At 54.8% G+C, this 25,111-nt stretch carries 31 protein-coding genes; 29 read left to right on the top strand and 2 right to left on the bottom strand.

What is annotated here, in order from left to right; genetic code table 11:
* Positions 1–26 precede the first annotated feature (26 nt).
* From DES29_RS12440 to DES29_RS03595, 6 genes are read left to right on the top strand one after another with little or no spacing between them, the layout of a single operon-like run.
* On the top strand, positions 27–200 hold the full coding sequence (locus DES29_RS12440; protein WP_165649441.1) for a hypothetical protein: 174 nt from the start codon (positions 27–29) through the stop codon (positions 198–200).
* 10 nt (positions 201–210) lie between these two features.
* Positions 211–624 carry a phage GP46 family protein gene (locus tag DES29_RS03615; RefSeq protein ID WP_005431799.1) on the top strand — a complete coding sequence of 138 codons (414 nt, stop codon included), beginning with the start codon at positions 211–213 and terminating at the stop codon, positions 622–624.
* Position 625: 1 nt separating this feature from the next.
* Positions 626–1,651, top strand: coding sequence for a baseplate J/gp47 family protein (locus DES29_RS03610; RefSeq protein ID WP_113854459.1), 1,026 nt, complete (start codon positions 626–628; stop codon positions 1,649–1,651).
* Between the two features lies 1 nt (position 1,652).
* Positions 1,653–2,258 (top strand): YmfQ family protein, encoded by a 606-nt coding sequence (locus DES29_RS03605; RefSeq protein WP_113854458.1) that lies wholly within the window; start codon positions 1,653–1,655, stop codon positions 2,256–2,258.
* Positions 2,255–2,854 (top strand): hyaluronate lyase N-terminal domain-containing protein, encoded by a 600-nt coding sequence (locus tag DES29_RS03600; RefSeq protein WP_113854457.1) that lies wholly within the window; start codon positions 2,255–2,257, stop codon positions 2,852–2,854. Before DES29_RS03605 ends, DES29_RS03600 begins: the two co-directional genes overlap by 4 nt.
* A 17-nt stretch (positions 2,855–2,871) precedes the next feature.
* Positions 2,872–3,384 carry a phage tail protein gene (locus tag DES29_RS03595; protein WP_113854456.1) on the top strand — a complete coding sequence of 171 codons (513 nt, stop codon included), beginning with the start codon at positions 2,872–2,874 and terminating at the stop codon, positions 3,382–3,384.
* Positions 3,385–4,572: 1,188 nt separating this feature from the next.
* Here DES29_RS03595 and DES29_RS03590 read toward each other — a convergent pair.
* Positions 4,573–5,742 (bottom strand): tyrosine-type recombinase/integrase, encoded by a 1,170-nt coding sequence (locus DES29_RS03590; protein ID WP_113854455.1) that lies wholly within the window; start codon positions 5,740–5,742, stop codon positions 4,573–4,575.
* A 77-nt stretch (positions 5,743–5,819) separates the two neighbouring features.
* Between DES29_RS03590 and DES29_RS03585 the strand changes: the two genes are divergently transcribed.
* The 22 genes from DES29_RS03585 to rlmD all read left to right on the top strand — a co-directional run bounded on the left by DES29_RS03585 (position 5,820) and on the right by rlmD (position 22,941).
* A complete protein-coding gene (locus DES29_RS03585; protein WP_236578965.1) occupies positions 5,820–6,506 on the top strand; it encodes a DUF4376 domain-containing protein in 687 nt (228 codons plus the stop codon).
* Positions 6,507–6,627: 121 nt separating this feature from the next.
* Complete coding sequence (locus DES29_RS03580; protein WP_113854453.1) at positions 6,628–7,233, top strand: HNH endonuclease; 606 nt, start codon at positions 6,628–6,630, stop codon at positions 7,231–7,233.
* A gap of 480 nt (positions 7,234–7,713) precedes the next feature.
* Complete coding sequence (locus DES29_RS12435) at positions 7,714–7,872, top strand: hypothetical protein (RefSeq protein ID WP_170126111.1); 159 nt, start codon at positions 7,714–7,716, stop codon at positions 7,870–7,872.
* On the top strand, positions 7,869–8,306 hold the full coding sequence (locus DES29_RS03565; RefSeq protein ID WP_113854449.1) for a hypothetical protein: 438 nt from the start codon (positions 7,869–7,871) through the stop codon (positions 8,304–8,306). The genes DES29_RS12435 and DES29_RS03565 overlap by 4 nt, the downstream gene beginning before the upstream one ends.
* Positions 8,299–9,039 (top strand): hypothetical protein, encoded by a 741-nt coding sequence (locus tag DES29_RS03560; RefSeq protein ID WP_113854447.1) that lies wholly within the window; start codon positions 8,299–8,301, stop codon positions 9,037–9,039. Before DES29_RS03565 ends, DES29_RS03560 begins: the two co-directional genes overlap by 8 nt.
* A gap of 25 nt (positions 9,040–9,064) precedes the next feature.
* On the top strand, positions 9,065–9,742 hold the full coding sequence (locus DES29_RS03555) for a hypothetical protein (RefSeq protein WP_113854446.1): 678 nt from the start codon (positions 9,065–9,067) through the stop codon (positions 9,740–9,742).
* Complete coding sequence (locus tag DES29_RS03550) at positions 9,739–10,170, top strand: hypothetical protein (protein ID WP_113854444.1); 432 nt, start codon at positions 9,739–9,741, stop codon at positions 10,168–10,170. The genes DES29_RS03555 and DES29_RS03550 overlap by 4 nt, the downstream gene beginning before the upstream one ends.
* An 8-nt stretch (positions 10,171–10,178) precedes the next feature.
* Positions 10,179–10,454: a hypothetical protein gene (locus DES29_RS03545; protein WP_005430580.1), complete on the top strand. Its 276-nt coding sequence runs from the start codon at positions 10,179–10,181 to the stop codon at positions 10,452–10,454.
* Positions 10,455–10,504: 50 nt separating this feature from the next.
* Positions 10,505–10,729: a hypothetical protein gene (locus tag DES29_RS03540; RefSeq protein ID WP_039930030.1), complete on the top strand. Its 225-nt coding sequence runs from the start codon at positions 10,505–10,507 to the stop codon at positions 10,727–10,729.
* Positions 10,730–10,732: 3 nt separating this feature from the next.
* On the top strand, positions 10,733–11,224 hold the full coding sequence (locus DES29_RS03535; protein ID WP_005430578.1) for a phage holin family protein: 492 nt from the start codon (positions 10,733–10,735) through the stop codon (positions 11,222–11,224).
* Positions 11,221–11,658 (top strand): lysozyme, encoded by a 438-nt coding sequence (locus DES29_RS03530; RefSeq protein ID WP_113854443.1) that lies wholly within the window; start codon positions 11,221–11,223, stop codon positions 11,656–11,658. Before DES29_RS03535 ends, DES29_RS03530 begins: the two co-directional genes overlap by 4 nt.
* A gap of 138 nt (positions 11,659–11,796) precedes the next feature.
* A complete protein-coding gene (locus tag DES29_RS03525) occupies positions 11,797–12,216 on the top strand; it encodes a hypothetical protein (RefSeq protein ID WP_113854442.1) in 420 nt (139 codons plus the stop codon).
* Positions 12,217–12,675: 459 nt separating this feature from the next.
* A complete protein-coding gene (locus DES29_RS03520; RefSeq protein WP_113854441.1) occupies positions 12,676–13,494 on the top strand; it encodes a phosphate ABC transporter substrate-binding protein in 819 nt (272 codons plus the stop codon).
* Between the two features lie 82 nt (positions 13,495–13,576).
* Positions 13,577–14,464 carry a phosphate ABC transporter permease subunit PstC gene (gene pstC, locus DES29_RS03515; protein ID WP_005430570.1) on the top strand — a complete coding sequence of 296 codons (888 nt, stop codon included), beginning with the start codon at positions 13,577–13,579 and terminating at the stop codon, positions 14,462–14,464.
* Positions 14,465–15,316 carry a phosphate ABC transporter permease PstA gene (gene pstA / locus DES29_RS03510; protein ID WP_005430568.1) on the top strand — a complete coding sequence of 284 codons (852 nt, stop codon included), beginning with the start codon at positions 14,465–14,467 and terminating at the stop codon, positions 15,314–15,316.
* A 44-nt stretch (positions 15,317–15,360) separates the two neighbouring features.
* Positions 15,361–16,167 carry a phosphate ABC transporter ATP-binding protein PstB gene (gene pstB / locus DES29_RS03505; RefSeq protein WP_005430566.1) on the top strand — a complete coding sequence of 269 codons (807 nt, stop codon included), beginning with the start codon at positions 15,361–15,363 and terminating at the stop codon, positions 16,165–16,167.
* A 49-nt stretch (positions 16,168–16,216) separates the two neighbouring features.
* Complete coding sequence (gene phoU, locus DES29_RS03500) at positions 16,217–16,927, top strand: phosphate signaling complex protein PhoU (RefSeq protein ID WP_005430564.1); 711 nt, start codon at positions 16,217–16,219, stop codon at positions 16,925–16,927.
* Positions 16,928–17,074: 147 nt separating this feature from the next.
* Positions 17,075–17,845, top strand: coding sequence for a winged helix-turn-helix domain-containing protein (locus DES29_RS03495; RefSeq protein ID WP_113854440.1), 771 nt, complete (start codon positions 17,075–17,077; stop codon positions 17,843–17,845).
* 16 nt (positions 17,846–17,861) lie between these two features.
* Positions 17,862–19,286 (top strand): phosphate regulon sensor histidine kinase PhoR, encoded by a 1,425-nt coding sequence (gene phoR, locus DES29_RS03490; RefSeq protein WP_005430558.1) that lies wholly within the window; start codon positions 17,862–17,864, stop codon positions 19,284–19,286.
* A 202-nt stretch (positions 19,287–19,488) separates the two neighbouring features.
* Positions 19,489–20,286, top strand: coding sequence for a 5'/3'-nucleotidase SurE (gene surE, locus DES29_RS03485; RefSeq protein ID WP_005430557.1), 798 nt, complete (start codon positions 19,489–19,491; stop codon positions 20,284–20,286).
* A gap of 23 nt (positions 20,287–20,309) precedes the next feature.
* Positions 20,310–21,251, top strand: a complete 942-nt coding sequence (locus DES29_RS03480) for a M23 family metallopeptidase (protein ID WP_046445961.1) — start codon at positions 20,310–20,312, stop codon at positions 21,249–21,251.
* Between the two features lie 214 nt (positions 21,252–21,465).
* Positions 21,466–22,941, top strand: a complete 1,476-nt coding sequence (gene rlmD, locus DES29_RS03475) for a 23S rRNA (uracil(1939)-C(5))-methyltransferase RlmD (RefSeq protein WP_005430553.1) — start codon at positions 21,466–21,468, stop codon at positions 22,939–22,941.
* Between the two features lie 80 nt (positions 22,942–23,021).
* Here the strand turns inward: rlmD and DES29_RS03470 are convergent, their stop codons facing one another.
* Positions 23,022–23,615 carry a hypothetical protein gene (locus tag DES29_RS03470; RefSeq protein WP_016475388.1) on the bottom strand — a complete coding sequence of 198 codons (594 nt, stop codon included), beginning with the start codon at positions 23,613–23,615 and terminating at the stop codon, positions 23,022–23,024.
* A gap of 225 nt (positions 23,616–23,840) precedes the next feature.
* Between DES29_RS03470 and tyrA the strand changes: the two genes are divergently transcribed.
* A complete protein-coding gene (gene tyrA / locus DES29_RS03465) occupies positions 23,841–24,965 on the top strand; it encodes a bifunctional chorismate mutase/prephenate dehydrogenase (protein ID WP_021994600.1) in 1,125 nt (374 codons plus the stop codon).
* Positions 24,966–25,111 lie beyond the last annotated feature (146 nt).

The following is a 25,111-nucleotide window of genomic DNA, read 5'->3' as shown; positions in this document are numbered from 1 at the left end:
TTTTTTATCTGAACGGATGACTTCAGATGGAAGAAATTTTAACAAAAGGTATAGGGGCATTAGCCATGATTTTGCTGAAAGATCCCCATCCGATTCTCACGGTCAGAATTTTGCGGGCCACGTTGTGCTTGGCCTCGCTGATTACCTTGGTGGGATTGGCCGGTTATGTCCTTCATCTGCTGATCGAATGGTTTGCATGAGGAAACGGTCATGGAATTAATTCTCAATGGAAAGGATGCTGACCTTTCCGATTTTGAGGCTGATGAGCTAGCGCAAGCTGTACTTATCAGCCTTTTTTCATGGCGTAAATCGGCTGCAGATGATGGTCCGGTAGCGCCATACCGCCAGGGTTGGTGGGGCGACACATTTGCTCAGGAAACTGGTGACCGGATCGGATCGCGGCTGTGGTTGCTGCAGCGTCAGAAGATGCTTCCGCAGATGCTCAGACGCGCTGAGGCCTACGCCAAAGAGGCGCTTAAATGGCTCACTGAAGATGCCGTTGTCGCTCGCATCGAGGTGACTGCTGAGCGTAGCGATATAGATCAATTGACGCTCACAGTCGTTTGTTTCAAGCCTGACGACACGCAAGCGCTTGCCGCTCGTTTCCAAAACGTTTGGAGCTGACATGTCTTTTGAAAGACCAACTCTTTCGCAGATCATTAAACGTGTGCAGGCAGATGCCGAGAGCCGCATGGGAAAGAAGGCTATGCGCTGGTCGCTCGTACCTGTGCTAGTGCGAGTTATCTCAGGCGTTTCGCATGGTTTGCATGGATTTATCGCCTTCGTGTTGCGACAGTGCTTCACGACGACAGCAGAAGGTGCGTATCTTGAGCGCCGTGCGTCCGAATACGGTATCTACCGCAAAGCCGCTTCAGCTGCGACAGGTAAAGTCTCCTTCATCGGCGCTGGCACCGTGCCGGTCGGTACACAGCTTCAAGCTGAAGATGGCAGCGTCTACGTAACTACCGCAGCAAGCATCGATGGTAAAGCTCCTATCGAAGCTGCAGTGGCAGGTGCCTCGGGCAATTCAGAAGCCGGCATGGAACTTACGCTCGTCAGTCCTATAGCGGGGATCATGAGCATAGCGACTGCAGACGAACTTACTGGCGGCGCAGAGGCAGAGGACGATGAGAGCTTGCGCGAGCGCTTGCTTCAGCGCCAGAAAAGCCCGCCCAAAGCTGGGACAAGGGCGGATTACGTTGCTTGGACGCTTGCGGTCTCAGGTGTCACTCGAGCGTGGTGCTATCCCCAGGAGCTCGGTCAAGGTCATGTGACGGTGCGTTTTATGACAGACGGCATGACGTCAAACGGGATACCGACAGAGACGATGGTGAAACGCGTCGATGAGTACATCACTTCACAAATGCCGGTGACGGCAATATTGCACGTAGTCGCGCCAGTCCCGAAACCGCTCGACATCACGCTCGACATACTCCCGGACGATGAAGCCGTAAAGGCCAAGATCGAGTCTGCGATCGAGAGCGTTGTGCTCGCTGAAGCTGTCCCAGGCGGCGCCGTTTTGCGAACCTCAATAGATCGAGCAATTAGCGGTGTCTCGGAGGTGAAGAGTTATCGCATTGTGACGCCAACAGATGATGTGAGTACGGTCGTAGGAGAGATCTACGTTCCTGGCACGATCACATGGGTGTGATATGGCACTGACGGAAAAACATTATGCGCATCAAGTTGAGGCTCTGCTTCCGCGGGGCTCGATCTGGCATCGTCGGCAGGGCGGCATGCTTGACGCAATTCTGTATGCCTTAGCTCGAGAGGCTGCAAGAGTTGACGAGCGTGCAAATGCTGTACTTGAAGAGGCTGATCCGCGCTCCTCAATAGAGGAGCTTGAACGATGGTTCGACGAGTGGGGTATCCCGTCAGAGTGTCTCGCAGCGATTGCTGATCCATCTCGTGAACAAATGCGGCAGGAACTGCTCGCAAAGATCACTTCAAATTTGGGATTGACGGCTGCATTTTTCGAGTCGCTCGCCGGCACTCTCGGCTATCAGGCAAAAGTGACGATATTCACGGAGCACACAGTCGACAGCACAGTTGACGACGCGCTCTGGGACGAACAATGGACGACGGTGATGACTCTTGGCATCACTATCAGGTCCGACGGAAACGCCGAGTATTTCGATGTGACGTGGGGTGTTGATGAGCATCTTGCCCGATGGGGTAATGCACTTCTCGAGTGCATGATACGTGCGCTTGCACCTGCACACGTATACGTAATTTTCATCTATGAGGAAGAAGCATGACAGCAGGTTATTGGCAGGCGTCCGCGATCGATTCGCCGCCGTCGCTAAGCACTTTGAGTTCAAAGGGTTATCCAACGTCCGGCAATCCAAAAACCGGGACTCCCGCAACCAAACCAGGGGCTGCGTGGTTCTATTTGATAGATCAGATGCGCATCTCGGTGATTGATGCATGCGGCATGACGCAAGTCGAGCCGCCGAGCATCACACAGTTTCTTGAGGCGTTACAGTCTTTCAAATGGACTAAAGATGGGGCTCTTGATGGTGCTGCGCTCAAGGCAGGATCAGTGAAAGAGCTGCATCTTGCTGAGCGAGCAGTGACAGCAAAGAAACTCGCAACACCTCTCGATTTTCAGGTAGGCGGTGTAGCTATCCAAATTAAAGGCTACACGACTGCTGAACTAGCTCAAATAACTCCTGCAGATCGAGAAGTTGTACTGAATACAGAAACATGGACACTTTATGCGGGTGATGGCGCTACGCCAGGCGGACGACCGATTGGCGGCACAACTGCACAAGAAGTTGAATCTTTAAAAATAATTGTCACTCAGTTGACCCAGGCTGTTGCCAAGCTGGGTGGTGAAACTGTGAACATCTGACATCTGAAGAGGTTGGCATGGCAACTCTTACTCAAATTTCTCAGGCATTGAATGATCTACTCCCTAAGCTAAAGCCGTTGAGCATGCCAACAGGAATGCTTGGACACTTCTATTCAGTTCCTGATGGCTGGCTTCTCTGCAACGGTGCAGCTGTGAGTCGATCGACATACGCAGCGCTTTTCGCAGTTATTGGTACAAAACATGGCAGTGGTGATGGAAGTACAACTTTTAACTTGCCAAATTTAGCGAATCGTTTCGTCGAGGGTACAACCTCAATTGGGTCAGCCGGAACGTTTAAAAGCGCTGGGTTACCGAATATCAGTGGAAATGGTGGTGCGCTTATCTACTATCAAGATGGTGACGGAGGCTTTATCTACAGAGGAGATCTTGCAGATAACAGCCGCACAGGAGCTACCGGTAGTATGGTTTACTGGCTTCGATATAACGCTTCCAGAGCTTCATCAACTTACGGGTCTTCTTCAACAGTTCAGCCTCCGGCAATCGCGCTTCTGCCTTGCATTAAAGCTTGATACAAGGAAGAAGAGCGATGCTTGGCGGTTGGACTGTAGACGCTGATCCGTAGATCGATGAGACATTTGAAGCATCAAAGTTGACGGCGACATTACCCGAGCTGTTGCCGTTTGGAATTGTTGACTTTCCGCTAATCGCATATGCCCCCGATACATGACTAACCCATGGAGTTCCGTCGTGATAGCCAGTGATATTCGGTCTGTCCGAATATCAGTGGATCGACGTCTTGGGAGGTCAACGGCATTGGCAAAGAGGGAGCGGGATACAGCTCTGTAAGTAGCTCAAGAGTGTCCAATTCTGGTGCTCTCTATGTTTCAGCCGGAACGTACTTTGCATGTATTGGCTCATCTGGCGGCGATTTAAGTAGCAACAATGGTGTGGTAAACATATCTGCATCAAGATCAAACTCGATCTATGGAGGTTCTTCCGTACAGCCCCCAAGCCTCGCACTACTCCCTTGCATCAAGTTTTGATGCAAGGCAGAAGGCTTATTGATGGCGGCTGAACACCTGACGATCCTCCATAAGCTGACGAAGAAGAACGAGCTGAAAAAGTCAGAGAGGCTGTAGTTACACCATAGCCCGAGGAGAGTTCTGCATTGGCGTTTTTAGAGAGTGAAAAGGCTCCTGAAGCCGTAGCGTTTGTATAGCCAACAAGATCCCCGGGAGATCCACTGATATTCGGTCTGTCCGAATATCAGTCACCGTCACAATTTTGCCCTAGGTACCGGCTATTACAACGCTGATGGCTCGTCAGACTTAAAACTGGCAGCGGGGACGTACGCAAATCGCACCACTCAAAGCTCTGCCACCAGCGAAGCTGCGAGCTTTTCGTCCATTTATGGCAACAGCTCTACAGTACAGCCTCCAAGCCTCGCACTACTCCCTTGCATCAAGTCTTAATGCACGCAAGTAACGCCATGCTCGGCGGCTGAACCGTTGAAGCTGAGCCGTAAATCGAAGATGATTTAGACGCATTTATGTACAAGTTGGTGCCGTTGTCTGCACCACCCCCAGGACCTCTTGTGGTTTCGCTTTTGTACAAAGCTCCGGATTCAGCAAGGCCTCCCCACGCGTAAGCCATATTGATGTGGCCTGTGATATTCGGTCATCAAAAGCACGTTTCTAGCCCTGCGGTCTGTAGCTTCTAAACGCAGGGCTAGGCACATGTCATATTGGGTGATTAGATCAGATCTTGTCCCGCTCGGTTTCAAGGATTCCATCGAGCATATCGGCTTCTCGGGCACAGCGCTTGATGAAGGTACTCCAGCGCGTCATAACTAGAACGCGTGCTGTGAGAAAGTCGCTTCTTTGGTAGGCCCGCGATACAGAAGAGCCAGCAACATGTGAAAGGCATGCTTCAGCGACTTCAAAAGAAATCTCTTGATCTGCCATCCACGATCGTGCCATCGAACGTAGACCGTGGGCCACGAGCTTCCCGGAGAGTTGCGTTGAATGCAGATACTTAGCAAGCGTTTGAGTGCTGATATGTTTGCCTGCTTGTTTGGCAGCGAAGATGACATCTCCTCTGGGATGGGGAGAAAGGCGTAGCTCAGCTTCAAGGAGTTGCTTCATGAAGACAGTGAGCGGAACACGGTGCATACGCCCCATTTTCATCTCTTTGGCGGGGATCGTGAGGATGTCGCCATCAATCCATGAACGCTTGAGCTTTGCGTTTTCCCCAGGACGCAGCATTGAGCAGGTCGAGAAAAGGAAAAGAATTCGCATACGTACGGGAGCGGATTTCATCACCTGCATGATGTTTGGTAGTTCATGCCACTCCGGTGCCGGCATGGGCGTAACAACGGGAGCTGCAAAGACACGGCTCAAACGCTCGCAAGGATTGTGATGGATGTAGCCCGCACACACGGCGAGGTCAAGTATTTCACGTGTTCGCATGAGAACGCGCTTCAGTGTTGCTTGATGCCCCTCTGCCTCGATGTGCTTAACGGTTGTAATGACGAGTGGTGCAGAGATTTCGTCAATCTGGCGTCTTCCGAGGGGTTTGATGAGATAGCGCTCCAATCGTCGACGTTCGTCGGCGTAACTCACGATGCGGCCTTTCTTTAGACCACACCAAAGTTTGAAGGCATCATTTAAGACATAGCCTCTCGGTGGTTCAAGACCAAGTGTTTTTCGTCGCCTGCGAGCTTCCTGTCGAGCTTGCATCAAGCTGATTTCTGGCCATCGACCGAGTGCGATGTCTGTCACGCGGCCTGAATATGAGATGCGCAGGTACCAACTTTTAACGCCAGAAGGATAGACACGCAAACACAAACCGTGGCCGTCAGCCACTGCGAATCGTTTTTCACGCGGCTTTAAGGCCGCAATTTTTTTTGAAGATAAGGAGGAGCGCATTCATGCCATCCAATCAGTTCAAAGACCTCCCTTTTGTCGACGAGGACGGCTATTTTGCAGGCGTCTGCTCGGTGCAGATGGGAGACGGGATCAGCCTCCCAGTCAATGTTGCAGAAGCTGCCGTGCCCGAAGACACGGAACATTTCTTTTACAAGTTAAACGCGCCGCGTGACGGTTTTGAGGCAGAACCGAAGCCAACAACAGCTGCAGAATGCGTCGCTTGTGGTGTTATCTCGCATGAATCGCAGACGGCTCACTGCAGTGAGTTGCGCGAACTTTTCCAGAAACTGACCGAAGGATCGAGTGAGTACCACGTTGTGAGAGGTGACAACCTTTCTTGGCGGGTCGAGAAAATTCCCAAAAAGACGTTCGAAGATGTCAAAGCTGAAAAAACAGCTCAACTCGATTCGATATTTACAACTTGGTATACCGATGGTGCAACGCTTGTAAGTTCACTCGGCTTTGAAGTTGACAGCGATAGCAGAGCGATGCAAGACGTTACGGGTCTCATCGTAGCGGCAGAAGCCAGTACTACGTTCGCCGAGACTGGTCTGCTCTTTATGGATGCCAACAATGAAGCTCACAAAGTAACGCTCTCAGATCTCAAGACGCTTCAGCTCGAAATCATTGCGGCCGGTAACGCTGCTTATCAGGAGAAGTGGAAGCTGCGCGACGCTATCGAATCTGCAAAAACTAAAGACGAGCTTGACGTGATTGAAATCGCGTTTCATCCCGTCGACTTTAGCGAGTCGGCTTCGGCATGAGTTGGGCTTATTGGAAGCAGGTTTTGATTGCGTTGGATCAGGTGCTGAACGCGCTTTTGTGCGGATACGCGGACGGCTAGGCCGATATAACATCAACTCGTAAAACAAACTAGGAGTTGATATGAAAAACACTTCAGGTCTCGGCTCAGGATGGACGGCAAAATGCGCCCACTGTGGAAAAACCTTTCATTGCGTCTCGGTCAAACAAAAGTATTGCTCGGACGAGTGCTCGTTTCTAGCACGTTGCAAGCCGCAACCTTCTGGCTGTATTGAGTGGCAAGGAAATGTAAACAATCAGAGCTATGGTGTGCTTAGGGCATCAATCAACGGGGAGCCGCGCAAGATTGTTCAGGCGCACCGTTATGCGTGGTTTAGAGCGCACGGGAACGTACCTAAGAATATGTGCATTTGTCACAAGTGTGATAACCGGAAGTGCGTGAATGTCGAGCACATGTTTTTAGGGACATGGGCGGACAACAATCACGACCGCTCGCAGAAAGGCAGATCGGGAAGCCGCGTTTATACCGATGCTGAAAGAGAGCGTTATTCGACCATGAATCAAGGGGAGAAAAACAACTCTGCAAAATTGACAGAAGATAAAGTTCGTGAAATCAAACTGCTTCGCGGAACCATGCCTAGAAAGGCAGTTGCTGAAAAATTCGGCGTAACAGTTGCATGTATTAAATCAATTTACGGGGGTTATACGTGGAAACGCGTCAAAATTTAGCATGGCAAAAACATTTATTCGTAACGGTAAACAGCTTTTGATAGCGGCGGATCAGACGATCAATTGCTTGATCTTCCTATTTGCAAAAAATGAGCCGTGGCGACCTTGGAGCGATGAAAGTTTGAGCTCTCATTGCTTTCGCTTTGAGAAGGAAAAGGGCATCGCGTGGCCGCGCCGACTGATCGACGGGCTACTTTTTTTTGACAAGGATCATTGCCGAACCAGCTACGAAAGCGAGCTTGAGCGACGTCAACTTCCGCCAAGTATGAGGGGGGAGAGATGACTGTGAAGCTCGATTTTCACATCGATCAGGGCACCGACTGTCGGTGCCCTTTGTGTTTTTTGGACGACTACTCAGAACTCGATTTGACTGGGTGCACAGCGCGCATGGAGGTGCGTCCATCTGCATCAAGTGAGAGAGTGGTCGATTTGCTCACAACCGAGAACGGGCGCATCACTATCCGCGGATCATCTCTCACAGTGTACTGGCCGCATGCCGTAACTGAAGCCCTTCCTGAAGGCGCTTGGGTTTATGACCTCGAGCTCGTTACGTCTGGCGGTGAGGTGACTCGAGTGCTCTGCGGCCGCTTAATTGTCTCGAAGGAGGTGACCAGATGGCCTTATCCGGAAACTGCATGATCCCACCGCTCGGGGAGTGCTGCCAGCCAAATTTTGGTCGTCGAATCGTTCGTGTAAGTGTTCCCGGCCTCCAAGGCCCCCCTGGCCAAAAAGGGTCTCAGGGTTTTTCTTGTCGCTTCTGCAGTTCCCTCGACCCGGAGCAGACAGCGTCGCTCACAAATCTACAACCTGCGGTCGGAGCCCAAGCGGGCGATCAGGTTGTCAACTCATCGGGGCAACTTTTTCTCATTACCGCCGTCTCGGAGTCGACTTTCACCGTCGGTGAAGTTGTCGGCACAGTAGGTGTGCAGATTGATGATGAAAGGGATGGTCTCGACACAACGTGGTCTGGTGCGAAGCTTGCGGCGCATTTCGGTGAACCTCACGACTTTGTCCAGACTTTTGAAGCTGCTCTATCCGAGTCAAACTTTATGGAGAAAATAAACAATGGCTGATGAAGTTAAGTCAATTGACACGCGTACAAACGAGGGCTTTGCCCGGGTTGGTGCGGAGTTTAAGTCTGTCCGCGCCGAAATCGTAGCAGGCGGTCAGGCAACGTCTGCCGATAAGGTTTCGTACGGTGATAAGACCGTACAGCAAGCGCTCGACGATCTGAACTACAAAGCGATCGCGATTAATTCGTTCACTAATGACGTTGGTACCGTCGAAATGGGATCGACAGTCACTGACGTGACGCTGAGCTACAGCTTCAACAAGACGGCAAAGAGCCTCACACTTGATGGCACTGCAATTGATGTTGCTTCTACGAAGCAAGTACTTACTGGGCTGACGATCACTGCGAACAAGACTTACACCTTGACCGCCACCGACGATCGAGACGCCAAAGCCACTAAGACCACGTCAATCAGCTTTCTCAATGGCTGCTACTACGGTGTGGGCACAGTTGACGTTGATGGCGCTGATAAAGCATTCGTCGCAGGCCTTACGAAGGTACTTTCGGGCTCACGTGCCCGCACGATCGATGTCACAGCTGGAGAAGGTGAGTTTATCTACTACGCCATTCCTCATCGTCTTGGCACGCCATCGTTTACGGTTGGTGGGTTTGAAGGTGGTTTTAGTCTGCTTAAGACCTTCGACTACGAAAATCCGGCAGGCTATACCGAGTCCTACGACGTCTACAAGTCGACGAATGCGAATCTTGGCGCAACGAAGGTTGTCATTGCTTAATTAAATTGAAGGGGGATCTTTAAAAATGGCAGTCTATCTCATCGACAAAATCAAACCGAAAAACAACGGCACATTCGGCATGGCTGATACTGTCGACATCGATCATTCCGATGGGCGGCGGTTGGATGTCGTTTTGGACGAAATTGCTGAAAAAGCAGACGGCGGCGGAACAGCAGTGACGGCGCTCACGAAGCGGGTCGAAACAGCAGAAGGTAAGATCGCTGCAGCTGAAAATGCACTAGCGAAGAAAGTTGAGATCAACGACGCGGATACCTCTGCGACGGCAACATACTCAAGTACAAAGATTGAAGACGCGATCACGGCTGCGAAGCAGGCCGTAAAGGACGAGTTGCTCGATGGCGCGGGTGATAAGTTCGATACTCTGAAAGAACTTCAAGACGCAATCACAACTAATAAAGATGCAATTACTGCGCTCAATGAGGTGGCTGGCGCTCACATCCGCTACGATCAAGCTCAGACAATCACAGACGCTCAGAAGAAGCAAGCACGCGATAACGTCGGCGCTGCCTCCGATAGTGACTTGGTGACCGGTCTTGCTTCGAAGCTTGATGCTACAGTGCTTAAGGCGCCTGCTGCAGAAGGTGAAAAGGTCGCACTTTCGTCGCTGACGGCGGAAGGTGAGTACATCGTTACCTCGCCACCGAACGCCCGACGAATTTCAGCGCTGATCCGCTTCTTGTGAGCGTTCGACGTAAAGGTTCTGTTATCGTCCAGCTCGTCGGTGGTATAGATGACAGTCGGTATCAGCTGTACGGCCGAATTGGCACGATCACTGCCGCGGCTGGTGATACGCCGGAATCGATTACGTGGACTGACTTTTCTGAGATTGGCGCCCAGCCCGATCTCTCGGGATACGCCACGAAGACAGAGCTCAACAACGTCAAGTCGACTGCCGATGCTGCACAGACAGCTGCTGCGACCAACGCATCGACAATCGCAAGCGTGAAGACAACTGTTGATGGTCACACGTCAAAACTCTCGACTATCGAAAATCAGGTCGGCACGAACACAGCAGCAATCCAGGCAAATGCTTCAGACATCGCGACGCTTAGGACCGCTCTTGGAGCTTCGACTGATTTTGTTGCGACCTTTGAGGCTGCATTGAAGTAGGGGATGTAATGACAGACGCCGCATACGATGCCGGCGATCTGCTCGTCAAAGCGGCGGCCTTCATGGCTGCCGCACGGGCGCTCGGCTCGACTTCTGAAGAAATCAATCTAGCAGTCGAGCGCATCGCAGCTGAGTTCAAGACAGTGCGATCAGAGATCTCATCTGGCTCTAACTATGCAGATCGCATAAATGCTTTGGAAACTGCGGTCACGGAGCTCACTCAAAATCAAGCGCAGATTGCAAATGCATTAGCCAAACTCGGCGGGCAGACGCAGCCCTTTTAACACGAGCCCGCAGGCCAAAACCCTGCGGGTTTTTTTATTGGACACGAAAGATGATTTCTGAAGACTTGAAAAAGATGCTCGCTTCGCTCGGCGTAAGCGCTGAAGAGCTGAAGGATGCTGCGCTTTATCGAGCGCAGGCGTGGCTTGACGACCAGAAAACCTCACTTGATACGGAGACACGGAGAAAGTGTCGCATGTTCTGGGGGGCTGTCTGCATTGTGTCGTCGGCTCTATGTTGCATCGCGGGATGGTACCTCCACGCTTTTGTGGGGTAATTCATGCTCCACGATCTACTCCCAAAAACTGTCGAAGGTGCGCTGGCAGTACTAGGCGGTTGGCTAGGTCTGATTTGGAGCGCAACACTTCAGAACGTCGCTCCCCTTGCGTGGTGGTTTGCGATCTTTGTGATCGCTGACCTCATCACGGGCGTGTGGGCAGGAATTAAAACTACCGGCTTTTCTTCGAAGACGTTGTATTCCGGCATGGTGAAGAAAGGGATTGCCTTTTTCATCATCATATTGGCACATGGGCTCGACGTGAGTTTTTGGTATGTGCTCAAAGATCTTCCTGTCTTTCAGTCGGTCACGCTCTGCGCGTACTGCTGCGGCGAGTTTGGGTCGATCGTGGAAAACATCGAGCGTGCTGGATACGGCGACGCGTTGCCGCCCGCTTTAAGAAAGATCTTTATGACGCTGGAAGAAAGACTGACCAATGCAGTCGATAAGAAACTCGACGCTGTTGGTCTTGAAGACAAGGAAGATAAAAAATGAATTTTGATAGTTATAGCTACGAACTAGCTATGCATTTCGTTAAGGCTGAAGAGACATTGCGCCTCAAAGCATACAAGTGTCCGAAGGGGGTTTGGACTATAGGTTGGGGGCATACCGGAGACGTCAAAGAGGGAGACACCTGCACCAAGGCGCAGGCCGATGTGTGGATTCGCAGTGACTTGCAGTCTGCACAAACCGGCCTTGCAAAGTACATCAACGTCCCTGTTTCAGCAAATCAGTTCATTGCGCTGCTGAGCTTGGCATACAACATGGGCGCTGAGGGCGTTGTTCAAAAGTGCCCCAAGATGCTGCGCGCGCTCAATGCTGGCGATTACGAAACAGCAGCTGATGAGTTTTTGGACGTCACCAATGGAGGGCTGGCGGGGCTTGTCGCTCGTCGTCGCAGAGAGGCCGAGTTGATGCGCCAGGGGTGAGTATGCTCATAGCGCCCCACGAGCACCAACATGAAATCCAAAGAGCAATTGATGAAACTCGATAAAACGATCACGTTCTGGAAAGGGTTTGCTAGCGGTTTTGCTGCAGCCGTGATTGGCGTGGCGGGATGCTCTTAAATGACAAATTGGTTGAAATATGCCGCTGTCACGATTCTTGTATTCGTGGTGTTTGCGGCGGGCTATCAGCTGGCTTCTGCGCGCGGGGATGCGGCTCTCAAGTCGTATCAGCTCGAAGCCGCCGTAGCGCGTGCTGAGCAGGGGAGAAAAGATTATGCAAAACTGGTTTCCGCAGTGGATCAAGTCGTTGCTGCTGCTGTTGACATTGAGCGTATTCGCAGTGATACTGACAGGATGCGCAGGGCATATGAAAGTCGTCTGCGAAAAGCCAGCGCCGCTGCCTGTAACGCTGAGCAGGCAGCAGTTGCCCGATGCGAAAAACTTCTCAGAGAAAGCGTCGGACTTATCGAAGAAGGTCGCAGCCTACTTCTTAGAAACGCCGCAGTTCACGACGCCTTAGTGTCCACTAATATCAAGTAAGCACTTGGCGGATGCTCCCATAGAAGCTCCCATTATTTGATATGGTCTTTTAATTTACCTCTGTAACAGGCATATATGAATCCCGCCGCCCGACCAGAAAACCAAAATGAGGTCATCGCAAGATGGCCTTTTTTGTTGTCTGAATACCCGCACACCTCAGCGTTTCCAGGGTTTCAGGAATGAAAACGGGCAGCAAAACCCGTCCTCTTGACATGTCTAGACATGTCGCCGGCCCGCAGCTTAAGCACTAACAGAACATTGACGGGCAATGCGGGGAGACGGGCTTAGCAGCAGGCGGCTGCAGTTAGGCGGTATGTGACGTTTTGATGACGGACATTCTTCGCTGTCACACAATATTCATAAGAGATTCACGGCTGAGTCAAAGCCGACTTTCATACTTCGACCCGTGCGGAAAAGAAAACGCACACCGAATACATCTCTAGAAGTTGGAAGTTGGAAATGACTAAAAACATGATTGCCGTTCTCGGCGCTCTCGCTGGTTTTGCCGCTGCCGCCGCCGTTCACGCGGAAACCGTTACGGTTAACGGCTCGACGACGGTTCTGCCCGCTATGCAGCTCACGGCGGAGGGCTTCATGAAGGCCAATCCGAACATCACCGTGACGATCTCTGGTACCGGATCGGGCAACGGCATTAAGGCGCTGCGCGACGGCATGACCGACGTTGCGATGGCTTCGCGCGACATGAAGGATAAGGAAGTCAAGGACTTCGCCGATCACAACATCAAGACCGTGCGTTACACGGTTGCCCATGACGCCATCATTCCGGTCGTCAATCCGAACAATGCCGTCAAGGGCCTGACGATGGCTCAGCTCAAGGACATCTTCGCTGGCAAGATCCGTTCCTGGGATGAAGTCGGCGGTGCCAAGGCTCCGATCGTTGTGGTTGGCCGCGACTCTTCTTCCGGCACCTTTGAGTGCTTCCAGGAATTGGTGATGGGCAAGACCCGTGTGTCGCCCCGCGCTCTGATTCAGGCTTCGAACGGCGGTGTCGTGCAGGCCATTGCTCAGAACCCGAATGCTATCGGCTACATCGGCGTCGGTTACATGGATAAGCAGACGCACCCGCTCACGATGAACAACGTGAAGCCGGGCATTGAATCCGCCAAGGATAAGACCTGGCCGATCGCCAGGGATCTTTACCTCTTCACGGCTGACAACGTGAAGGCCGAGGCGAAGAAGCTGATTGACTTCATGCTCTCCGCTGAAGGTCAAAAGGACGTTGAAAAGGCTGGTTTCGTGCTGGTTGCCGCCAAGTAAGACGGTTTTAGCCCTCGGGAAGCTCGGCGCTTAGGGCGTCGAGCTTCTGTGATTTCAGTGTGACTATCCGGATTCCTTCACTATGGCTCTGCCTGCCAAACTTCAGGCTGACGTGAACTTTCGCCGCGGTCTTGCTGCCGCTGCCGGCGTGAGCGTTCTTGCGTTGGCTGCTATCGTCATCTTTCTCCTCAGCCAGGCGCTGCCGATCTTTGCTCACGTCTCCCTCAAAGATTTTCTTTTCTCAACAGAGTGGTATCCGACGGATGATCCGCCAGTTTTCGGCATTGGGGCGCTGATTGCAGGTTCTTTGGCCTGTGCTGCGCTGACGACGCTGATTGCGGTGCCGTTCGGTGTTCTGACAGCCTGCGCTATTCATGCAGGCATGCCTCCGGCACTCACCCGCATTGTGAAGCCGCTGATTGAACTCATGGCGGCGCTTCCGTCGGTCGTCATCGGCTTTATCGGCATGATCATTCTGGCTCCCTGGCTGCAGGACATGTTCGGCATTGCGACCGGTCTGAATCTGTTCAATGCCTCCATCATGCTCGCCTTCATGTGCGTGCCGACCATCGCTTCCATTTCTGAGGATGCGCTGCGCAATGTCCCGTCAGGACTGCGCGAAGCGAGTCTGGCGCTTGGAGCAACCCGCTGGGAAACGCTTCTCAAGGTTGAGCTCCGCTGGGCTATGGGCGGTATCGCCACAGCCGTGATGCTCGGTATTTCCCGCGTTATCGGTGAAACCATGGTTGTACTCATGGTGGCCGGCGGCGCAGCCATTATTCCTGAGTCGATTTTCGACCCGGTGCGCCCGATGACCTCGTCGATTGCTGCAGAAATGGCAGAAGCAGCCGTCGGCGGCGAGCACTATCACGCGCTCTATGCGACGGGTCTCGTGCTCTTCATCATTACATTTGCCTTCAACCTCTGCGCCTGGTATGCGGCTCGCCGCTTCGGACTGGAGAAGAAATAAATGAAGTCAGCAGCTTTGCGGCGCTTCTATGAAGCCACGGGCTTCACGGTGATGCGCGCCGCAGTCCTCATCAACATTGCCGCACTGCTCGGCATCATCGGACTCATTGTCGTCAATGCCTGGCCGGCGATGACGTGGGAATTTCTGACGGAACCTCCGCGAGATCTGATGACGAAGGGCGGCATTCTGCCTTGCATTATCGGCACATTCTGCCTGGCGCTGGGTGCTTTGGTCATCGCTCTCCCGCTCGGCGTGGCCAGTGCGGTGTACCTCAAGGAATACAGTCAGCCGTCCGTCTGGGTGACGTTGACGCGTCTTTCGATTGCTAATCTTGCGGGCGTCCCTTCCATCGTCTTCGGTCTCTTTGGCCTCACGTTCTTCGTCGTTTTCTGCGGCTTCGGCGTGAGCCTGCTTTCGGGCATCCTGACGCTGGCTGTGCTGTCTTTGCCGATCATCATCAACACGACCGAAGCAGCACTCTCACAGATCCCGCAGGACTGGCGCGAGGCCAGTCTCGCGCTCGGCGCCTCGCAGCGTGAAACCACGCTCAAGGTGGTGCTGCCGAACGCGCTGCCCGGCATTCTGACCGGTTCGATTCTTGCGCTTGCCCGCGCCGCCGGCGAAACGGCCGCGATCATGTACACCGGCAGCGTTTTCTTTACGCCAAAGGAAGGTGTTTCGCTGTTCGACCCGGTAATGGCGCTGCCCTACCACATCTATGTGCTGGCGACTTCCGGCACCAGCATCGAAGCGACGCGGCCGCTGCAGTACGGCACCGCACTGGTGCTCTTGATTCTCGTGCTCCTCATGAGCTCGGCTGCCATTGTCATCCGCGAACGCCGTCGCCGCTGATGCGGACGATCCTCCAGTGAACAGAACATATTGAAGAGCTTCAAATGCCTTTGATTCATCCCGAACATCTCGATCAGCTTGCCGTTCGTGAAATGCCCGAACCCAAGATCCTGATCTCCGACCTTAACGTCTACTACGGCAACTTTCACGCGCTGAAGAACGTTTCGCTGCCCATTCCCAAGGGGTGCGTAACGGCCTTCATCGGACCGTCCGGCTGCGGCAAATCGACGCTTCTGCGGAGTTTGAACCGTATGCAGGATCTGTATCCGGAGCAGCGAGCCGAAGGCTCCATCCGCATGGGTGATCTTGAAATTCTGGATCCTTCGATCGACGTGACGGCGCTGCGCAGCCGCGTGGGCATGGTTTTTCAGCGTCCGACGCCGTTCCCCATGTCGATTTACGACAACGTGGCGTACGGTGTGCGTCTGCGCGAAAAGATCGCCAAAGCCGATCTGGATGAGCGCGTTGAATGGGCGCTGCGCAAGGCGGCGCTCTGGGACGATGTGAAGGATAAGCTCACTCAGCCCGGCACCTCGCTCTCCGGCGGCCAGCAGCAGCGTCTGTGCATTGCTCGCGGCATCGCCGTGAAGCCTGAGGTACTGCTGCTTGACGAACCTTGCTCGGCGCTTGACCCGATTGCCACCGCCCGCATTGAAGAGCTGATTGACGAACTCAAGAAAGACTACACGGTCGTTATCGTCAGTCACAGCATGCAGCAGGCTGCTCGCATTTCCGAGTACACCGCATTCATGTATCTGGGCGAGCTGATTGAGTTTGGCGACACGAAAACGATCTTCACGCATCCTCAAAAGAAAGCGACGGAAGACTTCATCACCGGCCGTTTCGGCTGATCGTTATGGAAGTTTGACCAAGAACTCAACCAACTGGGAAGACAACCAAATGGAAACCAAGGCACATACGGTGAAGCGCTTTGACGCTGAGCTCGAAGAACTCAACAACAACGTTGTTAAGATGGCCAGCGCTGTCGAGGAGCAGCTCGGCAGATTGGGCGATGCGCTCGTGAATCTGAATGCAGATGAAGCCGCCAAAGTGATGGCGGAAGATCATGTCATCAATTCCTGGGAAGCTGAACTCGACGATTATCTGGAAACCATCATTTCTCGGCGTCAGCCTCAGGCGGTGGACCTGCGTCTGCTCCTCGGCTACTACCGCATGACGACTGACTTTGAGCGCATGGGCGACGAAATCCGCAATGCCGCCAAGGGTGTCCGCAAGCTCAGCGAGCTCGTCAAGCCTTTGTCTGAGCCCGCTCTGGCCAATGTCTCGACGCTCTTTAGTCTGCACGCGCTCTTGCGCGTAATGGGCGACGACATGATTGCCTGCGTACGTCTGCTTGATCCGGAGCGTGCACGAGCGTTGGTCGCTCGGCGCACGATTGTGTCCGCAGAAGTCGATGAAGCGCTCAGCGACACGGTGGAGCGCCTGAAGACCGGAGAGCTCAAGCTCGCTGACGGATTGGAATTCATCCGTATTAACCGCTCGCTTGAACGCGTGGCCGCGCATATGCAAAACGTCGGTGAGACTGTAGTTTTCATGACAGAAGGCGTGGACATTCGTCACGCTGGGAAAACTCAGCCTCAGCAAAACTGAAAACATTTCGAAATGTCCAAAACCTCTGGGCAGGAAGTTCCGGCAATGCAGCGCTCCGATGCAGAAAATGCACGCAGAGCAAGTCGCGGACAGTCACGGAAAGTACAATCTGACGCATCACAAACTCGTCGGAATACTTCACCAGACATGTCCGCGCCGCTGCTGCTTATCGTTGAGGACGAGCTCGCTATTCAGGAGCTCATCGTTTTTGTCTGCGAAGCCGAAGGCTTTCGCACGACCCGTGCAGGGAGCATTGCCGAGGCTCGCTCGGCGCTCGCCGCCGAGCGTCCCGATTTGATTCTGCTCGATCGTATGCTCCCGGATCGTCCAGGTGAAGAGTGGCTTCGAGAGCTGCGCTTAGACACCAAGACGGCCGATGTGCCGGTCATCATTCTCACGGCCCGCGGCAATGAGTCGGATCGTGTGGCGGGTCTGGATGCCGGCGCGGACGATTATGTGGTGAAGCCCTTTTTGCCGCGAGAGCTGACTGCTCGAGTGCGTGCGGTGCTTCGCCGCCGTGGTGCGGCTGTCATTGCCGGCCGCCTGAGTCCGATGCCCTCGGAGGAGACGGCCAGCACGGCCGACGAAGAGCGTGTGATTGTCTGCGGACCGTTAAAACTCAACGAAGCGCGTTTTGAGGCGACAGCTGCAGGCAAACCGCTCAAGCTTTCTGCCAAAGAATTTAAGCTCCTCTCCCTTTTTGCGGCCAAGCCTGGGCGCGTCTTTTCGCGTGCAAATCTGCTTGATGCAGTGTGGCAGAGCGCTTTTGTTGACGAACGCACGGTGGACGTGCACATGCTGCGTTTGAGAAAAGCTTTGGCCGGAAGCGCCGCAGAAGACATGATCGAAACCGTGCGCGGCGTGGGCTATCGATTTCGTGATCCGCAGACGGCACTGAACACTCCTGCCAGCGAATAGCAGGAGGGTTTATTCAATGGCAGAAAAGACTGAAGACGCGCTGGGCGGCATTGCCGCGCCTAAAGCCGAAGAGGCGAAGAGCGCTGCCAAAACCTATGAGACGCCTCTTAAAGAGGCTTATGAAGCGGGCGACCTGCCGGCACCGGAGAGTGCTGTCGGCGGAACTGGAAACGGCTCCGGCGTGCGCCCTGCTGACCCCAATGGGCCCGAGGAACGCATAGCGCGGCTGCGCCGTCAGAGTGCATGGCTTGCTGCGGCGTTTGTCTTCCTCTTTGTCTTCATGATGGTTGTCTGGATGAACGACGTCTCCCGCGCCGTGATCTTCTGGATGTGGGTCGTCGGCACGGTCGGCATATTCATTCTTTCCGTTCGCTTGTGGCTGGCGCTTGTGCGTGAAGATGAAAAGAAGGCCAAGCGCATCCGCGACCGCGACGTTCGTTATCGAAAAACCCTTGCCTTGCTGCCCGAAGGGGTTGCTATTCTCGGCGAAGGCTGGCGTATCGACTGGGTGAATGCTCGCGGCGCCGAACACTTCGGTATTGCGCCGGAGATGATCGGCCGGTCGTTTTTCGATGTCGTCACCGATGAACGTTTGCGTCACTGGCTCTTTGAGCGCAATTTTGCCGGGCGCTGCAATTACACCTCGAAGGCGGGTCTGGATCTTGACGTCTCTGTGGTGGCGCCGGACTCTCGCCACATGATGATCGTCACGCATGACGTGACTGAACGTCTGCGCATTGATGAAATGCGCCGCGACTTTGTCGCCAATGTTTCACATGAACTGCGTACGCCGCTCACCGTCATCAGCGGATTTCTGGATATTGAGTCTCAGGGAAAAGTGCCCGCAAACGTCATGCAAAAGCACCGCGAACTGATGCTTGATCAGGCCAGACGCATGCAGTCGCTTCTGGACGATCTGCTGCTTCTTTCGGGACTTGAAAATCGCGACGAAACCGACAGCGATGATGCCGAAGTCATTAGCATGACGAAGCTTCTCGAAGATGTGGTCAACGAGGGACGGGCGCTTTCACTCGGCCGCCATGTGATCACTTTGGAAGCCTGCCGTGCGTCGCTCGTCGGCGAGCCCTCTGATATTCGCAGCGCCGCGATGAATCTCGTTTCCAATGCCGTGCGTTACACGCCTGAAGGCGGCCGCATTGATGTGCGGTGGTTCCGCACATCGAGCGGTGCTGTGCTCTCCGTGAAGGATACGGGCATCGGCATTGAGGAAAAGCACATTCCGCGGCTTACCGAGCGCTTTTACCGCGTCGATAAGGGGCGCTCCAGAAGCACCGGCGGCACAGGACTGGGGCTTGCCATTGTCAAGCATGTCTGCCGCAGCGCCGGGGGACAGCTCAAAATTGAATCAACGCCCGGCAAAGGTTCGACCTTTTCGATGGTCTTCCCGAAGTCGCGGATTTTTGACGACGAAAGCGTTTGAGAAAGCTGCGGGCGGCAGCGGCATAGGGGGCTTGCAGCAGATTTCTGCAAAGAAAAACTTCAGCCGCACGCTCAGACCAAGATCGACTGCGGCAGTGGGCTACAATCCAAAAATTCCAAAGTCCGCTGTGTCCGCTGTTGCGCCCGTGCGCTGAGCGATAAACCCATCGCTCAGTCGGGCGCCGGCTGCTTTTTTGACCTGCATGAACATTCTCATCTCTAACGACGACGGCTACCGCGCCCCCGGCATTGAAGCCTTGGCGCGCGCAATGCGCCGTTTTGGGCGCGTTACGATCGTGGCGCCCGACCACAATCATTCCGGCGCTTCCAACTCATTGACGCTTAATCGACCGCTTACCGTTGAGCACATGCAGGGAACAGATCTCTATGTGCTTTCCGGGACGCCCTCAGACTGCGTGCATGTGGCGCTGACGGGGCTGCTCGATGAAAAACCGGATTTAGTCGTTTCCGGCATCAACTGCGGCGCCAATATGGGTGACGACACGATGTATTCGGGAACGGTTGCTGCGGCGATTGAAGGCTATCTCTTCGGCGTTCCATCCATTGCCTTTTCGCAGATTGACAAAGGCTGGGCAGAGCTTGAGAGTGCGGCAAAGGTTGCCTCGGCCGTGGTCGAGCGCTTCATCGAACGCAGGGATGCAGAGATTGAAGCGGGCAAGACGGCAGACGAACCCGTGCTGCTCAACGTTAATATTCCGAACATGCCGTTTGAGTCACTTCGCGGCATTCTCGGCACTCGCCTCGGCCGGCGCTCGAGTGCAGAGCCGGTTATCGCTGAAATGAGTCCGCGCGGATTTCCAATCTATTGGCTCGGCGCAGCCGGCAAACCGATTGACGCCGCAGAAGGAACTGATTTCTGGGCAACGTCGCACGGTTATGTTTCCGTGACGCCGCTGCAGGTTGACCTCACCAGCTTTAAGCAGGTAGAGGCGGCCAGCCGTTGGGTAGGCGGTGCATTTGCTGCACAGGCAGACCTTTGATGTGAGTGCAAGGAGTTTTTAAGATGAAGGCGTTTCCTCTTCGCGCATGCGGCATGGCCGTCGGTGCTGCCGTACTCCTTGGGGGCTGCTCGTCGCTGCCCCTCGGAGACGTTCCCATCGTTGATCGGTCAGTGCCTACGAGCGGCGAACACACCACTGCCGGTTCGCAGAGCTCGAGCTTTGCGCCGCTCGGCGACGTGCGCGATTCCGGCCGTACGCATACGGTGACGGTCGGCGATACCATCTACAACATTTCCGTGCGTTACGGTGTGACGCCTTCGGCACTGATGCAGCTCAATGCCGTCACGGATCCGACGCAGCTCGCTATCGGCCGTGTGCTTCATATTCCGGAATCAACGGCCGCGCCGCGTGAGGTGACGATGCCTGAAGGCGTGCGCGTCAACCGTATCGAGCATGTCGCTCCGATTGAGGCCGCAGCCGTTTCGCCGGCCGCCGGCAGCAGCTCGTCCGGCGATCGGACGAGTACCGGCTCAGTGCCGACTCCGACTGCTCCGACGTCAGCGGCAGCCGCGCCTGCGGCCGAACCGGCCCCGGCAGCAAAAGCCGCAGAAAAGCCGGCCGCGGCAGTCGTTCCCGGCACTCGCATGATTTGGCCCGTGCGCGGGACAGTACTCTCGGATTTTGCGAAGAACGGCAAGGGGCTCGACATTGGCGCTGCTGCGGGCAGCGTTGTGGTGAGCGCCGGCGCAGGCGAGGTGATCTTCGTGGGATCAGGTGTCAAGGGATATGGTCAGCTGGTGATCGTGCGCCACACGCCGACGCTGGTGACCGCCTACGGACACAATTCGAAGATCGTCGTTCAGACGGGTGACAAAGTGAAGGCCGGACAGAAGATTGCTGAAAGCGGCAATACAGAGGCCGAACGTCCGATGCTGCGCTTTGAAGTGCGCGACAGAGGACAACCCGTCGATCCGATGAAATTCCTGCCGCCGCTGCGCAACTAAGCGCCCCTTTGCGGTAAATTCCTCATCCCGCCGGGAAGCAGCGCTTTGAAAGGGCGCTGCACCAAGACCCGAGGCGCCGTCGGCTCAAGCAAGCTGAACGGCGCCTTTCTTCTTTTTTATTCATCGGGTCAAGGCGGTCGGCCGGCGCAAAGTTCCCGGACCGGTTAATACCAATACAAATCAGACCCCAAACAGTTTTTCTTAGGAGATCATCATGGGCCGCAGAGGACGCTCAAAAGAACGGACGCCCGAATACTTCACTGTCGACGTGGAGCGTCTTGATCAGGAAGGACGCGGCATAGCGCATCTTGACGGCAAGGTGGTCTTTATTCAGGGGGCGCTTCCCGGCGAACGCGTGACCTATGAGCGTCTGCGTTCGAAATCGAGTTTTGATATCGGCCGCACATCGGCGGTGCTCACGCAAAGCTGGGCGCGCGTCGCTCCCCGCTGCCCCAAGTTCGGTTTCGGGCCGGGATCCTGCGGCGGCTGCACGATGCAGCATATTGAACCCAATGCGCAGGTGGCCTTCAAGGAGCGCATTCTGATGGACACGCTCTGGCACATTGGCAAGGTCAAACCGGAAAACGTTCTGCCGCCCATTCGCGGACCTTTTTGGAATTACCGCCATCGTGCACGCCTGACGGTTCGAGATGTTGCCAAAAAGGGCGGTGTTTTGGTGGGATTCCACGAAAAGGCTTCGAGTTATGTGTGCGATATGCATGCCTGCCCGATTCTGACGCAGAACGTTTCCGACATGATTGATCCGCTTCGTGAGCTGATCTCTGTGCTCGATATGCGCCAGCGGATGCCTCAAATAGAAGTCGCTGTCGGCGGCGACGGCCGCACAGCGCTCGTTTTCCGTCATCTGGATCCGGTGTCGCCCGAGGATATGGAAAAGCTGCTGGCTTTTGGCCGAGCACACGGCGCGGATATTTGGCTTCAGCCAAAAGGACCGGAAACCGCTCATGCGGTCAATCCGGAGGATGAAAAAAAGCTCGGGCTGGAATTGACGGAATTCGGTGTACGCATCGCTTTTAAGCCCACAGACTTCACGCAGGTCAACCATGCGCTCAACGAAACGATGGTCGGCCGCGCAGTGCGTCTCCTGGGACTCGAGCCGGATCACAAGGTGGCCGATTTCTTCTGCGGCCTGGGCAACTTTACGCTGCCGCTCGCCCGCTGCTCCCAGCGGGTGATCGGTATTGAGGGATCCGAAGGCTTGGTCGCCCGCGCTCGTCAAGGGGCAGCTGAAAACGGATTGGCTGAGAAAACAACCTTCCGTGCGCGGAATCTTTTTACGTGGAGCGAACAGGACTGGGAAGAGCTCTGGCAGACCATGGGCGGCATCGACCGCGTGCTGATCGATCCGCCGCGCGAAGGCGCCTTGGCGCTGGCCCGCGTGTTGGCAGCAACTGAAAAACGTCCGGCCCGCGTGGTCTACGTTTCCTGCAATCCGGCTACGCTTGCACGTGACTGCGCAATTTTGCAGCATGAAGGCGGCTGGCACATTCGTGCGGCCGGCATCATGAATATGTTCCCGCATACGGGACACGTTGAATCGATCGCAGTGCTCGAACCGGGGCCAAAGCCTGAGAAGCTCGATGAAGAAGCCGAACGAATCGAGGCGCGAATCGCCGCGCAGCATGAAGATAATGTCAAGATGACGCTGACCGACGGATCAGAAGGCTAATCCATCGGGAATCATTTCCGCTCGAATGAAAATCGGCAGGCACCTGAATGGATGTCTGCCGATTTTTTATACGGGTCGTTTCAGCGCTTCTTCGGATCTCGCTGGTAGGAGAGCGGTTCGTTGCGGGAGATCTCGGCGAGCTTTGCAAAAAGACCGTAGGCAAGACCGACGTGCAGAGCCATGGCTGAAACGCGTGCCGGCGCAGCTTCGTTGGGCGCTTTGCCGGTCAGTGCTGAAAGAAATGCGCGCGCAAAAGCATCCTTGTCAGGGACGGTGCTTGCCGCTGCGCCAAGACGCATGAAGCGCTGGCGAAGCAATGTGTAATCACGGATTTCGTCGGGCGACAGATGGTCAAGGATCGGCGCCTTGAGGAGTGCATCCGTATAGGCTTCCATCTGTGAAGTGATCTTGCGCGAGAGCTTGGGATCAGCCTTCAGTTCGGGAATGACGACCAATGCCGCCCAGAGTCCGATGCCCTGCAGAAGGGCTGCCCAGCGGGCGCGAAAACGCACTTTCTCAGCGCGGCCGAAAAAGGGCAGAGGATTCCAATTGGCACCGGCCGAACGAGCGATTTCCGGTGAAAAAAGGTTGAGCGACTGATCTCGCACACAGCCGCCAAATGCTGTGCCGAGGTTGTCGGCAAAAATCTTGTCGATGGTGAGATTGGCTGCCATGCGTGTCCTTCCTTTTGGTGTTCTTTTGATGTTTTAGTTCTTCTACTTTTTTGGCCAGCTTTTCATGAGCAAGTGTCGAGTCTTTGCACTCAAGCATCGAGCCGCATTCTAAACAAAGACAACTGAACGGCGCCCGTTCGGGTCAAGAATCGTGCAAACTGCTCGAACCGTATTAGGTGCGGCGCATACGCACTAGAGAAAAGAACCAAACAGAGCGGGATGGTTATGACGACAGTTGGATTACTCGAGGGTTCGACGGAGGCGCTTTATGACAATGAGGCCGAACTTCGCCGCCTGATCGGCGAGCGGCTGGTCCTCCTCGGCGCAGCGGCCGAACCCGGACAGTCAGAGGCGCTGGCGGACATTATTCTCGGACGCATTGCCCGCGAAGCCGGCCGGCTTGTCAAAGCTGCCGAACCGGAGGCTGCGGACTCGGCAAAGACACCGCAGCACAAACCGGTTGTGATTGTGGGCGGCGCGGGCGGCATGGGGCGGCAGCTCCATCGAGCGTTCGAGCGCTCGGGCTGGCCGGTTCGCATTCTTGAGCAAGGGGATTGGCCACAGGCAGCGGAGATTCTCAAGGGTGCCGGTACGGTGGTGGTATCGGTGCCGATTGATAAGACCATCAGCGTCATCGAGGCGCTCACCGGACTTCTTCCGCGAGAGGCGCTGCTTTGCGATGTGACGTCGGTGAAGGCAGGACCGGTTGAGGCGATGATGCGCGTGCACCGCGGACCGGTTGCGGGGCTTCATCCGATGTTCGGCCCCGATGTGGCGAGTTTTGCCGGTCAGGTCTTCGTTTATGCGCCCGGCCGGGATGCTGCAGCGGCCGAACCGCTTTTAGAGCAGATTCGCCGCTGGGGCGCGAAGGTAGTGACTTGTTCGGCCGAAGAGCATGACCGCTCGATGGGCATTATTCAGGCGCTGAGGCACTTCACGACCTTTGCCTACGGCGTGTTTCTCTCGAAGCTCAATCCGGATCTGTCAGTCATCCTACAGCTCTCGTCGCCCATCTACCGATTGGAACTGGAAATGGTAGGGCGCCTCTTTGCTCAGGATCCGCGTCTTTATGCTGACATTATTCTCGCCAATCCCCGAAATACGCAGCTCATCCGCGGCTACGTTGAAAGTCTTGCGCCGGAGCTCGCAATGATAGAGGCGCGTGACCGCGATGAATTCATTCGGCGGTTTGAGCGCGTACGGCTCTATTTCGGTGATTTGGCGCCTGCCTTTATGAAGGAAAGCGGCAGGATGCTCAATCTCATTCAGACCGAACGCGCCGAGCGCGCAGATGTGTTGAGCTTGAAGGATGCTCCTGAATCGGACGGCAACACATCCTCGCAAGTTTGAGGGGTTTAAGAGCCGAGAGAAATCAAAGCCTCGTGATAAAATTGCGCGCCTGATGAAATAGGCGCCAACCAATGCATAAACGGGCGTCGTCTCATCCGCGAATAACCCTCACGGGGTTTCATATATTTTTCCATTACGAAACGATA

Source organism: Sutterella wadsworthensis, assembly GCF_003315195.1.
GTDB classification, from domain to species: Bacteria; Pseudomonadota; Gammaproteobacteria; order Burkholderiales; family Burkholderiaceae_F; genus Sutterella; species Sutterella wadsworthensis.
Note: the sequence above shows the minus strand (reverse complement) of the source record. Positions and strands in the feature narration are given on the sequence as shown.